Origin of the sequence: Cryobacterium inferilacus (assembly GCF_019599185.1) — a bacterium.
Taxonomy (GTDB): Bacteria; Actinomycetota; Actinomycetes; order Actinomycetales; family Microbacteriaceae; genus Cryobacterium; species Cryobacterium inferilacus.
Genome location: NZ_JAIEUL010000008.1, coordinates 49281 through 62766 on the forward strand (window position 1 = coordinate 49281; position 13486 = coordinate 62766).

Below are 13486 nucleotides of genomic sequence, written 5' to 3' on the forward strand. Positions count from 1 at the left end.
GGACGGGGCGGCGGTCAGGCCGTGGGGAAGACGGCCTCTGGCAGGATGACGACGTCGAGGCCGAGGTCGAGGGAACGCACGCTGTGGGTGAGCGCGCCGACGGAGATGACGTCGACACCGGACTCGGCGATGCGTTTCACGGTCTGCAGGGAGACACCGCCGCTGGCCTCCACGATCGCCCGGCCGGCGATGCGCCGCACGCCCTCACGCAGGTCACCCTGGTCGAAGTTGTCGAGCATGATCGTGTCGATGCCGGCCGCGAGCACGGGTTCGATCTGCTCGAGGGTGTCCACCTCCACCTCGAAGTGCGTGGTGTGCGAGAGCTTCGCTCGCACGGCCCGCAGCGCCTCGGTGAGGTCGGTGCCGCCGGCGCTGAGCACGGCCAGGTGGTTGTCCTTGGCCATCACGGCGTCGGACAGGCTGAAGCGATGGTTGTGGCCGCCGCCGTCGCGCACGGCCTGGCGTTCGAACGCGCGGAGGCCGGGTGTGGTCTTGCGGGTGTCGACGATGCGGGCGTTGGTGCCGGCGACCTCGGCGACGTACCGGGCGGTGAGGGTGGCGATTCCGCTCATCCGCTGCACGAAGTTCAGGCCGATGCGTTCGGCCTGCAGAATGCCCCTGGCCGGGCCGGATGCCTCGGCGAGCAGATCGCCGGCGGCGAAAGTGCTGCCGTCGCGGGCGAGCAGGCGCACGGTGATGCGCGGGTCGACCAGCCGGAAGGCGGCGTCGAACACGGCCCCGCCGCTGAAGACGCCGGGCTCCCTGGCCACCAGCTGGGCGGTGGCGACGGCGTCTTCGGGAATCAGCATCTCGCTGGTGAGGTCGCCCCAGGGGGCGTCTTCGTCGAGGGCCGCGCGAACGACGGTGTCGATGGCGGACGTGGTCAGCATGCGATGGCCTCCGAGGCGGTTGATGAAGCGGTGACCAGGGTGCGGGCGTCGGCGCGCACGGTGAAGCGCGGCCGGGCCAATTCCAGGCGGGTGTCGGGGAAATCGGCCCGGTGGTGGGCGCCGCGGGATTCCTCGCGGGCGAGGGCGGCGGCCACGATCAGCCGGCCCAGGTCGAGCAGGTTGCCGGTCTCGAGCTCGGCGACACCGGCCTCGGCCCGGTCGACCGAGCGCCAGCCGGCCAGGGTCGCGGCGGCGTCGGCGAGGCCGGCGCCGTCGCGGTGCACGCCGGCGGCTTCCCAGAGCAGGTTCTGCAGGGTGGTGCGCTCCACGACCACGGGCTCGGCATCGGCGCTGCCGGCGGGGGGCTCGTGGTGCGCCGGGTGCAGTTCGGTGTCGAAGTGCGGATGCCGGCCGGTGGTCTCAGCCAGCGCCCGCACGGCCCGGTCGGCGAAGACCGCGGCCTCCAGCAGCGAGTTCGAGGCCAGTCGGTTGGCGCCGTGTGCTCCGGTGCGGGCGACCTCGCCGACGGCGAACAGGCCGGGCAGGGAGGTGCGGCCCCAGACGTCGGTGGCGACCCCGCCCATCCAGTAGTGCGCGGCGGGGGCGACGGGGATCGGTTCGAGTGCCCAGTCCAGGCCGGCGGCTCGGCAGGCGGCCGTGATGGTGGGGAAGCGGCTTTCGAGCAGGTCGCGGCCGAGCCCGGTGGCGTCCAATAGCACCGGGGCGCCGCCCTGGGACTGCATCTGGGCGGCGATGCTGCGGGCCACGATGTCGCGCGGCGCGAGCTCGGCATCCGGGTGGATGGCGGGCATGAAGCGCTCGCCCGTGCTGCCCAGCAGCACCGCCCCCTCGCCGCGCACGGCCTCGGAGACCAACGGGGTGCCTGGCACCGCGAGGGCGGTGGGGTGGAACTGGTAGAACTCCACGTCGGCGATCACCGCACCGGCCCGCCAGGCGGCGGCGACGCCGTCACCGGTGGCGATGGCCGGGTTGGTGGTGTGCCGGTAGAGTGCGCCGGCGCCGCCGGTGGCGAGGATCACCGCGTCGGCGGTCACCGTGCGCCGCCGGTCGTGCGGGCCGAGCAGCGTGGCCCCGGACACCCGGCCGGCGTCGACCACCAGGTCGACCAGCATGGTGTGCTCGTGGATGGTGATCTGGTCGCCGCCGAGGGCGTGGGCGCGGTTGGCGCGCTCCCGCACCGTGGCCACCAGGGCGGCTTCGATGGCGGCACCGGTGGCGTCACCGCCGGCGTGCAGCACGCGGGAACGGGAGTGCGCGGCTTCGAGGCCGCGGGTGATACCGGATTCGTCGCGGTCGAAGTCGACGCCGAACCGGATCAGGTCCCGCACCCGGGCCGGGCCTTCCTCGCAGAGCACGGTGACGGCGGCCGGGTCGCAGAGGCCGGCACCGGCGCGCAGGGTGTCGAGGATGTGGGCGTCGGTGGAGTCATCGGGGAACAGGGCGGCGGCGATCCCGCCCTGGGCGTAGCGGGTGTTGCTCTCTGGCAGCGCCGCCTTGGTCACCAGGGTCACCCGGTGGCCGGCATCGGTGGCCCGCACCGCGGCGAGGAGGCCGGCGAGCCCGCTACCGACGACCAGCACGTCGGTCATGGTCAGGCGCCCGCCGACACGGGGGCGACGGGACCGGCCGCTGGCGGCTTGGCCGCGAGCATCCGTTCGAGTGCCACTCTGGCGTGCCCGGCGACGTCGTCGGCGACCGTGATGCGGTTGAGCACCTCTGCCGGCACGCCGTCGCCGCCGACGAGCGCCTCGAGTACCCAAGCCAGGTAGCCGGAGTGGATGCGGTACATGGTGCTGCACGGGCAGACCACCGGATCAAGGCAGAAGATGGTGTGCTCGGGGTGCTGGGCGGCGAGGCGCTGCACGAGGTTGATCTCGGTGCCGATCGCGAACGTCGACCCGGCCGGGGCGGCCGCGATGGCCTTGGCGATGTAGTCGGTGGAGCCGTATTCGTCGGCGGCGTCGACGACGGCCATGGGGCACTCGGGGTGCACGATCACGCGCACGCCGGGGTGCTCGGCGCGGGCGGTGTCGATCTGGTCCACGGTGAAGCGGCGGTGCACGCTGCAGAAGCCGTGCCAGAGGATCACCCGCGAGTCCTCGAGTTCGGTCTCGGTGTTGCCGCCGAGGGGCTTGCGCGGGTTCCACATCGGCATCTGCTCCAGGGGCACGCCCATGGCCTTGGCCGTGTTGCGGCCCAGGTGCTGGTCGGGGAAGAACAAGACCCGCTGGCCGCGTTCGAAGGCCCACTCCAGCACGGTTTCGGCGTTGGAGGAGGTGCAGACGATGCCGCCGTGCTCGCCGCAGAAACCCTTGAGGGCGGCGGAGGAGTTCATGTAGGTGACCGGGATCACGGGCACGCGACCTGAGGCATCCGGTTCGGTGCCGTAGAGCTCTTCGAGCTGCTCCCAGCACTCGGTGACGGAGTCGATGTCGGCCATGTCGGCCATCGAGCAGCCGGCGGCCAGGTTGGGCAGGATCACGGCCTGCTCCGGCGTCGAGAGCAGGTCGGCGGTTTCGGCCATGAAGTGCACACCGCAGAAGACGATGGCTTCGGCGTCCGGCTTGCTCTGGGTGGCGACGGCGAGCTGGAAGGAGTCGCCGATGAAGTCGGCGTGCTGGAGCACCTCTTCGCGCTGGTAGAAGTGTCCGAGCACCACGACACGGTCGCCGAGGGTGGCCTTGGCGGCGCGGATCCAGTCGCCCAGTTCGCCGTTGGACGCTGTGCGGTACTTGGCCGGCAGCTCGCCCTGGCGGGGAGAGCCGGTGGGGATGACATCGCCCATCGACGAGCCAGGACCGTAGCCTGGCTCCTTGGCGTCGAAGTACCAGGGATCGACGGCGAGGTCGGGCGTGCAGGTGCTGCCGTCGGTCTTGCCGGTGCTGATCAGACGGATGGTGCGGTCGACCGATGCGATGGTCATGTCGTGCTCCTCGGGGGGTGCGGTGTGGATTGGAGGGGAGTGTCGTTCAGGCCGAGTGCCGGCGCGAGCGGGCCCTGTTCGGCGAGGGCCTGCAGGTCGTTGTACCGGTAGAGCCGGGGCGGCCGGTGCGGCACCCCGGCGAGCCGGAGACCGGTATCGACGACGGTGCCGGATGCCTCGATGGTGCGCCGGAAATTCGCCGGGTCAAGGGCGCGGCGCAGAACGGCCTCGTGCACGTCGCGCAGCTGGGCCAGGGTGAAGGTCTCGCCGAGGAAGGCGTGCGCGATGCGGGAGTATTCCACCTTGGTGCGGAGGCGCCAGAGCGCGTAGTCGACGATCTGATTGTGATCGAAGGCCAGCGCCGGAAGGCGGTCGGCGGGGAACCACTGCACGTTGTCGTCGACCGCGGCGAGGTCGGCCTCGCCGGATTGCACCAGCGCCCAGTAGACGACCGAGATCACCCGGTTGCCGGGGGAGCGGCCGACGTCGCCGAAGGTGTACAGCTGCTCGAGGTATTTGGGGGTGAGCCCCGTCGTCTCGCGCAGGGTGCGGGCGGCGGCCGCGGACATCTCTTCGTCGCTGGGCAGCCATCCGCCCGGCAGCGCCCAGAGGCCAAGGTGCGGCTCGCGAGTGCGGCGCACCAGCGGCAACCAGAGCGTCATGAAGCCGGACTCGAGGTCTGGCCGCAGAGCGAAGATGACCGTCGACACCGCGAGTGCGGGTGGCTGGATCTCGGTCATCGGAACATCCTCTACTAAGAGTCAGTGTGACTCTAACGTGATGCCCATCATATAGTCATTTTGACCAAAAGGAGAACCGCGCCCAGGGGCGCCCCGGTGCAGACGGCCGCTGATGGTCGCCGATTCAGCGGTCCTCGGTGGGTCGTGGTGCGATGGCGGGGTTGGAGTGCCGGGCGCCATGCCCGGTCAGGCCCCACATTGTCACCCGGCCCATGGCCTCGAGCACGATGCCGCCGCTCATCTTGGAGCTGCCCAGGGTGCGTTCGACGAAGGTGATGGGAACCTCCACCACGCGCAGGCGAGCGCGCACGGCGTGCAGCAGCATGTCGATCTGGAAGCAGTAGCCGAGGCTGTCCACGCTGCCCAGCTGCATCCGTTCGAGCGCGTCCGAGCTGTATACCCGGTAGCCGCCGGTGACGTCGTGCTGCGGCAATCGCAACAGCAGGCGCGAATAGAGCGATCCGCCACGGGAGAGCATCCGGCGGTGCCACGGCCAGTTCTCCACCCGGCCGCCGGGGATCCAGCGGGACCCCATCACCACGTCGGCGCTGCCCGCTGCCGCGAGGAGGGCTGGCAGCTGCTCCGGCAGGTGCGACCCGTCGGCGTCGAGCTGAACCAGGTATTCGAAGCCGCGCTGCCGTGCCCAGATGAAGGCGTCGAGGTAGGCCGCTCCGAGGCCGTTCTTCGCGGTGCGGTGCAGCACGTGCACCAGGTCGTCGTCGGCGGCGAGACGGTCGGCGATGGCGCCGGTGCCGTCGGGGGAGGCGTCGTCCACGATGAGGACTTCGGCGTCGGGCACGCTGGCCCGCACGCGGCCCACGATCAGGCCGACGTTCTCGCGTTCGTTGTATGTGGGAATGATGACCACAGTGGCTGGCATGAATCTACCTTGTCAGTTTGAAGATCGAACGGCGGGGCGCGGATGCTGTTGAAGAGTAGAACGCCCAGGTGAACGTTGACCCCGTCACCGGGTGTGTCGGGGGAGCCGAATCGTGACCGCAAGGCCGCCGCCGGTGTTGCGCAGCACGATAGTGCCATTGGCGCGTTCGACGATGGCGTGCACGATGGCCAGGCCGAGGCCCGAGCCGCCCGCACTGCTCGACCTGGCGTTGTCTGGGCGGGAGAACCTGTCGAAGGCCAACTCGATGAAATCCTCTGGAAGGCCTGGGCCGGTGTCGACGACGGTGAGGAGGACGCCGTCGCCCTCGCGTCCGAGGGTGACGGTGATGCTGCCGTGCCCGCCCATCGCGGTGGCGGCGTTGGAGATGAGGTTGTCGAGGAGCTGGCCGAGGTTCGTCCCCGAGATGCCGTACCGGCCCGTGTCGTCGTCGCCGTCAATGCGGTAGACGACCTCGAGTTCCTGACCGGCTCGCATGACCCTGGCCCGGTCGACCGAGGCCGTGATCTCTCCGACGAGCTCAGCCCAGTCGGTCTCCGGCGGCACCTGTTCGCTCTCCAGCTTGCTCAGCTCGAGCAGGTTGGTGGCCAGCCGGCTGAGCCGTTCCGCGGTGACCGCGGCGTCGCGGATGTCCCGCTCCAGCGCCGGGGCATCCCCGGAATCCAGGTGGGCCAGTTCAAGCTGGGCGCGGAGTACGGCGAGCGGGGTACGCAACTCGTGGCTCGCATCCGATACGATCTGCTTCTCGCGATCGACACCGCGCCGCAGCCGCTCGATGAAGACGTTCAGGGTACGGGCGAGCCGGCTCACCTCGTCGTGTCCGGCGGGTACGCGCAGTTGGGCAGACGATCCGGTGGCGCTCAGGCTTTCGGCCTCTTCGCGCAGCCGGGTGACCGGGCGCAGGGCCGCCCCGGTGAGCAGCCAGGACGCCCAGCCGAACCCGATTGTGAGAACCAGGGTTCCCAGGGTCAGCACCCCGGTGAGCTCGTCGAGCAGCAACCCGGATGACTGCTGGCTGCGGGCGGCGACGACCACCCAGTCGCCGCCGTCCGTGTTCACCGTGGTGGCCGAGACCAGGTACGCCGCCGCCGGGGTGTCCACGGTCTGCGGGTCTGGGCCGAGGTCGGCCAGGGCCTCGAGCTGCCGGTCGAGGCTGCGCGGCAGCGACGTCTTGCGCACGGTGCCGCCGGGGTCGACGATGGCGAGCAGCTGGCCCTCTGAGGCGGCCTCGATGGCGTCGGTCGGTGCGGCGGCCAGCTGGCTGATCCAGGGCTCGGCATCGTTTTGCAGCATGGTCTCGTTCGTCTCCGTGAGGATCGACTCGACCTCGAGACGGAAGAAGAACGCGGCGATGCTGAACAGCACGGTCGCGACGATCAGGCTGCCGGCGGTGATCCGGGCCCGGATCGACAGGGGGCGTAGCCATCGGCGGCGAAACGGCTTCACCGGCCGTGCCGCCTCATTCGACGAGCTCCACGGCGTAGCCGGCTCCGCGCACGGTGACGATGCGCACGCCGGCGGCATCCGTGTCGATCTTGCGGCGCAGGTAGCTGATGTACTGGTCGACGATGTTGGGATCGATGTGGTCGGTGCCGTTCCAGATCTCCTCGAGGATGGTGGTGCGATCCACGGTGCTGCCGGCTCGGCTGCAGAGCAGCCGGAGCAGGGCGACCTCCTTGGGGCTCATCGAGACCGGCCGGCCGGCCACGGTGACGCGCAGGTCGCGGGAATCCAGCACGAGGTTGCCGATCTCCACCGTGAGTGGGGCGCCCATGGAGTGCCGGCGTAGGAGCGCACGCACCCGGGCGGAGAGTTCGGCGAACGCGAACGGCTTGGTGAGGTAGTCGTCCGCGCCGCTGTCGAGGCCGAAGACCCGGTCATCGACGGTGTCCCTGGCGGTGAGCAGCAGCACGGGCATCGTGCTGCCCGATTCACGGATGCGCCGGCAGATTTCGAAGCCGGACATCTGCGGCAGCATCACGTCGATGGCCGCCAGGCCGAAGCCGTCCCCGGACAGCGCGATCAGCGCATCGACACCGTTGGACACCCGGGTGGTCCCGTACCCCTCTGCCTGCAGTCCTCGTTCGATGAGTGCGCCCATCTGGTCATCGTCTTCCACGACCAAGATCTTCATTCGGCCACCCTTCGCTCACCTCAGGTTCTCATGCTGACACGTTGCCCCGCGAACTGCTTGCGACCGGCCGCCGCACTGGCTGGGAACCCGCCGGTAGGCTGACGCCATGGTGGAATCGAGCAGCCCAGGCGACCTCGGCGTGGCGGTGGCGCAGTTCGCGCCAGGCACCGACCCGTCGGTGAACCTGGCCCAGATGCGCACACTGGCCCAGACCGCGCGGTCCCGCGGGGCGCGCCTGGTGGTCTTCCCCGAGTATTCGTCGTTCTTCGAGGGCGCGCTCGGTGAAGCCTCCCTGGCGGCCGCCGAGGAGCTGGACGGCCCCTTTGTCACGGCGCTGGCCCGGCTGGCCGTCGACCTCGACCTGCACATCGTGGCGGGGCTTCTGGAGAGCAGCCCAGACCCGACCCGGGTGCAGAACACCATCGTCGCCATCGACCCGACCGGCGGAATCGTGGCCCGGTACCGCAAGCTGCACCTCTATGACGCCTTCGGGTCGCGGGAGTCGGACCGGGTGCGGGCCGGCGCGATCGAGGCGCCAGAGACGTTCCAGGTGGCGGGCTTCACCGTGGGCTTGCAGACCTGTTACGACATCCGGTTCCCCGAGGTGACCCGCAGGTTGGTCGACGCCGGTGCCGACCTCGTGCTCGTGCCGGCCGAGTGGGTGCCCGGCCCGCTCAAGGAGCAGCACTGGCGCACCCTCGTCACGGCCCGCGCGTTGGAGAACACGATCTACCTGGCCGCCGCCGACCACGCCCCGCCCGGCGGGGTGGGGGCGAGTATGGTGGTTGATCCAATGGGGGTGGAGCTGGCCACGCTCGGGGTGACGACGGATGTCGCGCTCGCGTGGATTTCACACACCCGGCTGGCCGAGGTTCGCCGCATCAACCCGGCTCTGGCTCTGCGCCGGTTCGGAGTCGTCCCTGTGCCCGAGGACTGACGCGGCCTACTCCGCCTACTCCGCCTACTCCGGCGAGGCGATCGACGACTTCGGCAGCGTCGCCGCAGACTTGACCGCGAACGACACCTCGGTGCCGCCGGAGTGCCCGGAGTGCCCGGAGTCGACACAGCGTTCCTCACTGGTGGCGATGAGCCCCTGGGAGCTGTTCGCCGAGCGAGTCAATTGCGCGATCCAGTCCGGATTGAGGGTGGGGGTATGGCCGCCGGTGAACTTGAAGTACAGCGGAATCGCCGGATTCATCCACGCCGAACTGCGCCCGTCACCAACCTCGACGGCGTTGCGCCACGAGAACAGGAAGCTCTCACCTCGACGGAGTTTCTGCACGATCACAACCTGCAGGTGCGTCAGGATTCTGTCGTCAAACTCCACAACGACCCGGTCATACGACAGGGTTCCCATGAGCTGTCACGTTCACTTTCACTTGTGTGGTGCGCGGTGCCGGGAACGGGTGGGAGCGGTGATGGGTCACTGACAGAAGAACCGGAGTATTTGTCAATTCTCCTCCGTTGCGGTGCAAAGAGCAAGCGATTCGGCGAATGATCGAGACCGTCACGGCCGGGCCGGCCACACGCCGCGCAGAGCGGCGAGCGGGCGCTCGATGTGCCCGAAATGACCGGTGTCGGCGAGCTCGGTCACCGCGAAATCGGCGATGACCGCGGCCATCCGCCGATCGTCACCTGTCGTGACGAAGACGTCACGGTCACCGTGCACGGCCCGAACCGGGCACACGATGCGGGCCCACGACCGGTCGGCGTCGTAGCGCCCGGCCAGGGCCGCGGCCAGTGCGAACGCGCGCGGCCGGGCCTCGGCGGCCAGCGCGTCGACGACGGTGGCGTCGATCCTGTCGGTGTGGGCGAACAGCGGTGCTACGAGAGCCCGCATCAGGCCACGTCGGTGCAGCGCGCCGACCAGCCCGCGGCCCTCGTCGCGGAGACCCGCCAGCGCCCGCATCACACCGAGCAGACCCGTGAACCCGGGCAGCACGGCCAGTCCAGCCCACGGCTGCCGGGCGCTCGCGATCACGCCGTATGTGGTCGCGGACACCAGGCCCACATGCTCGGTGCGGTCGGGGGCGCTCGCCGCGAGCTCCAGTGCCACGAACCCACCGAGTGAGTGGCCGATGACCCGCCACCGCTGATAGCCCAGGAACTGTGCGATGTCCGCCACGTCGACGGCCAGGGCCTGAATGGTTTCCGTGGCGGCGTCCTCGGGCAGCGGGGTGTCGCCCCAACCGGGCAGATCGGGAATCACGACGTCCCGCAGCGGGGCAGCGTCGCCCTGGTCAGCGGCCTCGAGCACGGGCGTCCAGGTGGTCCACGATCCGGCCGCACCGTGCAGCAGGATGGTCGCCACCGGCCCACCGGCTCGGCCGTGCCGCACGGTGACCGGGCCGAGCGCGGTGGGGATCAGACTGGTGTGCAGGCCCCATCTTGTCGGGTCGCCGCCCAGCGGAAACGGGCTGTAGTCCGTTTCGGTGGCGATGGTGACCGGTTCGGCCGTGGGGATGCGCATATCCAGGGTTCGTCGCCGCGCAGGGTCCGGATTGCCCGCCGGGTGAGTCTGGCCGAGGCCTGGCCGTTCTGGCGAACCCGGAATAGCCGGAGGGGCTGCACTGTTGCCAGAACGGGACGCGGATTCGTCGGCGCTGAATTGATCGTGCACGCACCGCGCCCATCCCCACCATCTACAAGGAGCACTACGTGAGTCTTTTCACCCCGCTGACACTCGGCGCCCTCGACCTGCCCAACCGACTGGTGATGGCACCCCTGACCCGGATGCGTTCCGGCGTTGAGGGCATCCCCGGGGCACTGAACGTGGAGCACTACGGACAGCGGGCGACCCTCGGGCTCATCGTGTCTGAGGGCGTCTACCCCGACCAGGCCGGGCAAGGCTTCCCTGGCCAGCCCGGGCTGGTCACGCCCGATCAGATCGCCGGTTGGGCCAAGGTGGCCGACGCCGTGCACGCGGCCGGCGGCCGCATCGTCGCGCAGGTCATGCATGCCGGCCGGGTCACCCACGAGGAGACCAACGGCGGCCTCACCGTCGTCGCCCCGAGCGCCATTGCGATCCAGGGCGAGAGCCACACCTACAAGGGCAAGCTGCCCTACCCCGTGCCGCACGCGCTCACGGCCGATGAACTGCCCGGCATCATCGCCGGCTTCGTGCAGGCCTCCCGCAACGCCATCTCGGCCGGACTCGACGGTGTCGAGATCCACGGTGCCAACGGGTACCTCCTGCACGAGTTCCTCTCCCCGGCATCGAACGTGCGCGACGACGTCTACGGCGGCTCGCCCGAGAACCGGGCCCGGTTTGTGATCGAGCTGGCCACGGCCGTGGCGGCCGCGATCGGCGCCGACCGGGTCGGCATCCGTATCTCGCCCGAGCACAACATTCAGGATGCGGTCGAGACCGACTCCGCCGATGTGCTGGCCACCTATGGTGCGCTGGTTGACGGCCTGGCGCCGCTCGGCCTGGCCTACCTCAGCGTGCTGCACCAGGATCCCGCCGGCGAGCTCGTGCAGACCCTCCGCACCCGCTTCGGTGGACCGCTGCTGGTGAACTCGGGCTTCGGCACCGTTACCACCCGTGACGAGGCCGCGGCGATGCTGGCCGACGGCCACGGCGATGGCGTGGTCGTGGGCCGCGCCGTGATCGCGAACCCCGACCTGGTGCGCCGCTGGCTCGAGGACCTGCCGCTGAACGAGCCCAACCCGCTGACGTTCTACGGCCCGGATGCCGTGGGGTACACCGACTACCCGGCCTACGCCGGCTAAGTCCCGCCGAGTTGCCAAACTGCCCCATGAACCTCGTTCATGGGGCAGTTTGGCGTCAGTCGACGCTGTTGTGGCGTGTGGCGGCTACAGCCGGGCGAGGCGGGAGGCCGCCTCTTCGAGCACATCCACGCGCTTGCAGAACGCGAACCGCACCAGCGACGCGTACTCCGGCTTGTGCTCCGGTAGGCAGAAGGCGCTGATCGGGATGCCCACCACCCCGGCCAGGTCGGGCAGGGCGCGACAGAACTCGACCCCGTCGGCGTGACCGAGCGCGGCGGCATCCGCCACGATGAAATAGGACCCCTGCGGCACGGTGAGCGTGAACCCGGCCGCGGTGAGCCCGCCGGCGAGCAGGTCGCGTTTGGCCGCCAGGTCGTCGGCGATGCCGGTGAAATAGGAGTCGGGCAGGTCGAGTCCGAGCGCCGTGGCGGGTTGGAACGGCGCACCGTTGACGTAGGTGAGGAACTGCTTGACGGCGAGGATCGCCGTGACGATCGCCGCCGGGGCGCTCAGCCAGCCGATCTTCCAACCGGTGGTGCTGAAGGTCTTGCCGCCGGAGGAGATGGTGACGGTGCGTTCGCGCGCGCCGGGCAGGGTCGCGATCGGGACGTGGGCGACACCGAAGGTGAGGTGTTCGTACACCTCATCGGTGACGATGAGCGCGTCGTGCTTGTTCGCCAGTTCCACGAGCAGGTCCAGGGTCTCGCGGCTGAAGACGGTTCCGGTGGGGTTGTGCGGGTTGTTCACCAGGATGATCCGGGTGCGGTCGGACACGACGTTCGTGAGTTCGTCGAGGTCGGGCTGAAAATCGGGGGAGCGCAGTCGCACCGTGCGGTGCACCCCGCCGGCCAGGGCGATCAGCCCGCCGTACGCGTCGTAGAACGGCTCGAAGGTCACGACCTCGTCGCCGGGTTCGAGCAGGGCCAGCAGGGTGGCGGACAACGCCTCGGTGGCGCCGGCGGTGACCAGTACCTCGCTGTGCGGGTCCAGGGCGATGTCGTAGAAACGCTGCTGGTGGCGTGCGATCGCGTCGAGCAGCACGGGCATGCCCCGCCCGGGTGGGTACTGGTTGAGGCCATCGCTGATGGCCTGGCGGGCGGCCTCGAGCACGACGGCCGGGCCGTCCTGGTCGGGGAATCCCTGGCCCAGGTTGATGGCCCCTGTGCGCATGGCGAGAGCGGACATCTCGGCGAAAATGCTGGCGGAGATGCTGCCGTCGGCGCCCAGGAGGCCCGCGCCGCGGGCGGTGCGCTGCCAGGCGCCTGAAATCGTCATGTGGTGACCTGCATGCCCCAAATTTACGACATCCCCGCCCGGCCCCCGCCCACCTCCCTCGTCGTGCGTGCATAACTCCGGCAATTTTCTGCCCCGCAGTCTGCCGACCCCGGAATCACGCGGGTGACTTTCTGCCGGAGTGGATGCAGCAGGAGTTGTGCACCGCAGACCCTGATGAGGGCAGCGGATTCGCGGCGGGGTTGTGGATAACTTGCACCGGGGTGGGGCGCTTACGCATACGGTGACCTCATGACGATCCGCGGGGGTACGAGACAGCACAGACGACGGATGGTCGCGGTCGCCGGTGCCGGTCTACTCCTGTTCGCCGCCGCGGGGTGCGCCACCGCTCCGGAGCCGGTGCAAACCTCCACTGTTCCCACGGCCGCGCCCGTCTTCGCCTCTGACGAGGAAGCGCTCGCCGCGGCGACCGAGGCCTACGCCAACTACCTAGCGCTTTCGAGCGCTATTGCTCATGCGGGTGGGAATGACGCGCAGCGAATCTCCGAAGTCACCACTGGAGAGGCGCTGGATACTGAGATTCAGTCAATGGAGCGCTTGTCCGAAGCCGGGACTACGGGCGTTGGCGAATTGAAGTTCGATACGTTCACGATTCAATCGGCCGAGCTATCTTCAGGCTCCGTCTCCGCGTACGTGTGCCTTGATGTTTCTGCGACTGATGTGGTCGATGCAACTGGCACGAGTGTCCTAACTGGCGACCGCAGAGAGCGACTTCCCCTTGAGATTGCTTTCATCTATGACGATGAAAGCCGCCAGTTGCTCCTGGAAAGGACTCGAACATGGGATGGCGAGAGCTTCTGCTCACCGCAGTGATTTCTGCAGCGCTCGCAGGATCGATGTCGGCTCAGAGCATGC

At 69.5% G+C, this 13486-nt stretch carries 13 protein-coding genes; 3 read left to right on the plus strand and 10 right to left on the minus strand.

The genetic code is table 11. The features are described 5' to 3' along the window. Positions 1-14: 14 nt before the first annotated feature. The 7 genes from nadC to K2F54_RS08950 all read right to left on the minus strand — a co-directional run bounded on the left by nadC (position 15) and on the right by K2F54_RS08950 (position 7606). Positions 15-890 carry a carboxylating nicotinate-nucleotide diphosphorylase gene (gene nadC, locus K2F54_RS08920; RefSeq protein ID WP_220605521.1) on the minus strand — a complete coding sequence of 292 codons (876 nt, stop codon included), beginning with the start codon at positions 888-890 and terminating at the stop codon, positions 15-17. Continuing rightward, positions 884-2500, minus strand: a complete 1617-nt coding sequence (nadB, locus tag K2F54_RS08925) for an L-aspartate oxidase (protein ID WP_220605522.1) — start codon at positions 2498-2500, stop codon at positions 884-886. The genes nadC and nadB overlap by 7 nt, the downstream gene beginning before the upstream one ends. A 2-nt stretch (positions 2501-2502) precedes the next feature. Beyond that, complete coding sequence (nadA, locus tag K2F54_RS08930) at positions 2503-3834, minus strand: quinolinate synthase NadA (RefSeq protein ID WP_220605523.1); 1332 nt, start codon at positions 3832-3834, stop codon at positions 2503-2505. After that, positions 3831-4574 (minus strand): NUDIX hydrolase, encoded by a 744-nt coding sequence (locus tag K2F54_RS08935; RefSeq protein ID WP_220605524.1) that lies wholly within the window; start codon positions 4572-4574, stop codon positions 3831-3833. Before K2F54_RS08935 ends, nadA begins: the two co-directional genes overlap by 4 nt. 124 nt (positions 4575-4698) lie before the next feature. Continuing rightward, positions 4699-5454: a polyprenol monophosphomannose synthase gene (locus K2F54_RS08940; protein WP_220605525.1), complete on the minus strand. Its 756-nt coding sequence runs from the start codon at positions 5452-5454 to the stop codon at positions 4699-4701. Positions 5455-5538: 84 nt separating this feature from the next. Then, on the minus strand, positions 5539-6918 hold the full coding sequence (locus K2F54_RS08945) for a HAMP domain-containing sensor histidine kinase (RefSeq protein WP_220605526.1): 1380 nt from the start codon (positions 6916-6918) through the stop codon (positions 5539-5541). Between the two features lie 13 nt (positions 6919-6931). Next, positions 6932-7606 carry a response regulator transcription factor gene (locus tag K2F54_RS08950; RefSeq protein ID WP_220605527.1) on the minus strand — a complete coding sequence of 225 codons (675 nt, stop codon included), beginning with the start codon at positions 7604-7606 and terminating at the stop codon, positions 6932-6934. 106 nt (positions 7607-7712) lie between these two features. On the opposite strand from K2F54_RS08950, the gene K2F54_RS08955 reads away from it, so the two are divergent. Further along, positions 7713-8543 carry a carbon-nitrogen hydrolase family protein gene (locus K2F54_RS08955; RefSeq protein WP_220605528.1) on the plus strand — a complete coding sequence of 277 codons (831 nt, stop codon included), beginning with the start codon at positions 7713-7715 and terminating at the stop codon, positions 8541-8543. 24 nt (positions 8544-8567) lie between these two features. Here the strand turns inward: K2F54_RS08955 and K2F54_RS08960 are convergent, their stop codons facing one another. After that, the gene (locus K2F54_RS08960; RefSeq protein ID WP_255576894.1) at positions 8568-8963 is read right to left on the minus strand and encodes a DUF7882 family protein; all 396 of its coding nucleotides are present in this window, start codon (positions 8961-8963) and stop codon (positions 8568-8570) included. Positions 8964-9113: 150 nt separating this feature from the next. Continuing rightward, positions 9114-10076, minus strand: a complete 963-nt coding sequence (locus K2F54_RS08965) for an alpha/beta fold hydrolase (RefSeq protein WP_220605529.1) — start codon at positions 10074-10076, stop codon at positions 9114-9116. 188 nt (positions 10077-10264) lie between these two features. On the opposite strand from K2F54_RS08965, the gene K2F54_RS08970 reads away from it, so the two are divergent. Further along, positions 10265-11338: an alkene reductase gene (locus K2F54_RS08970; protein WP_220605530.1), complete on the plus strand. Its 1074-nt coding sequence runs from the start codon at positions 10265-10267 to the stop codon at positions 11336-11338. 84 nt (positions 11339-11422) lie between these two features. Here K2F54_RS08970 and K2F54_RS08975 read toward each other — a convergent pair whose 3' ends face one another. Then, positions 11423-12613, minus strand: coding sequence for an aminotransferase class I/II-fold pyridoxal phosphate-dependent enzyme (locus tag K2F54_RS08975; RefSeq protein WP_220605531.1), 1191 nt, complete (start codon positions 12611-12613; stop codon positions 11423-11425). Between the two features lie 288 nt (positions 12614-12901). Here K2F54_RS08975 and K2F54_RS08980 point away from each other — a divergent pair, with 288 nt between their 5' ends. Then, positions 12902-13444 carry a hypothetical protein gene (locus K2F54_RS08980; RefSeq protein WP_220605532.1) on the plus strand — a complete coding sequence of 181 codons (543 nt, stop codon included), beginning with the start codon at positions 12902-12904 and terminating at the stop codon, positions 13442-13444. The last annotated feature ends 42 nt before the right edge of the window (positions 13445-13486 follow it).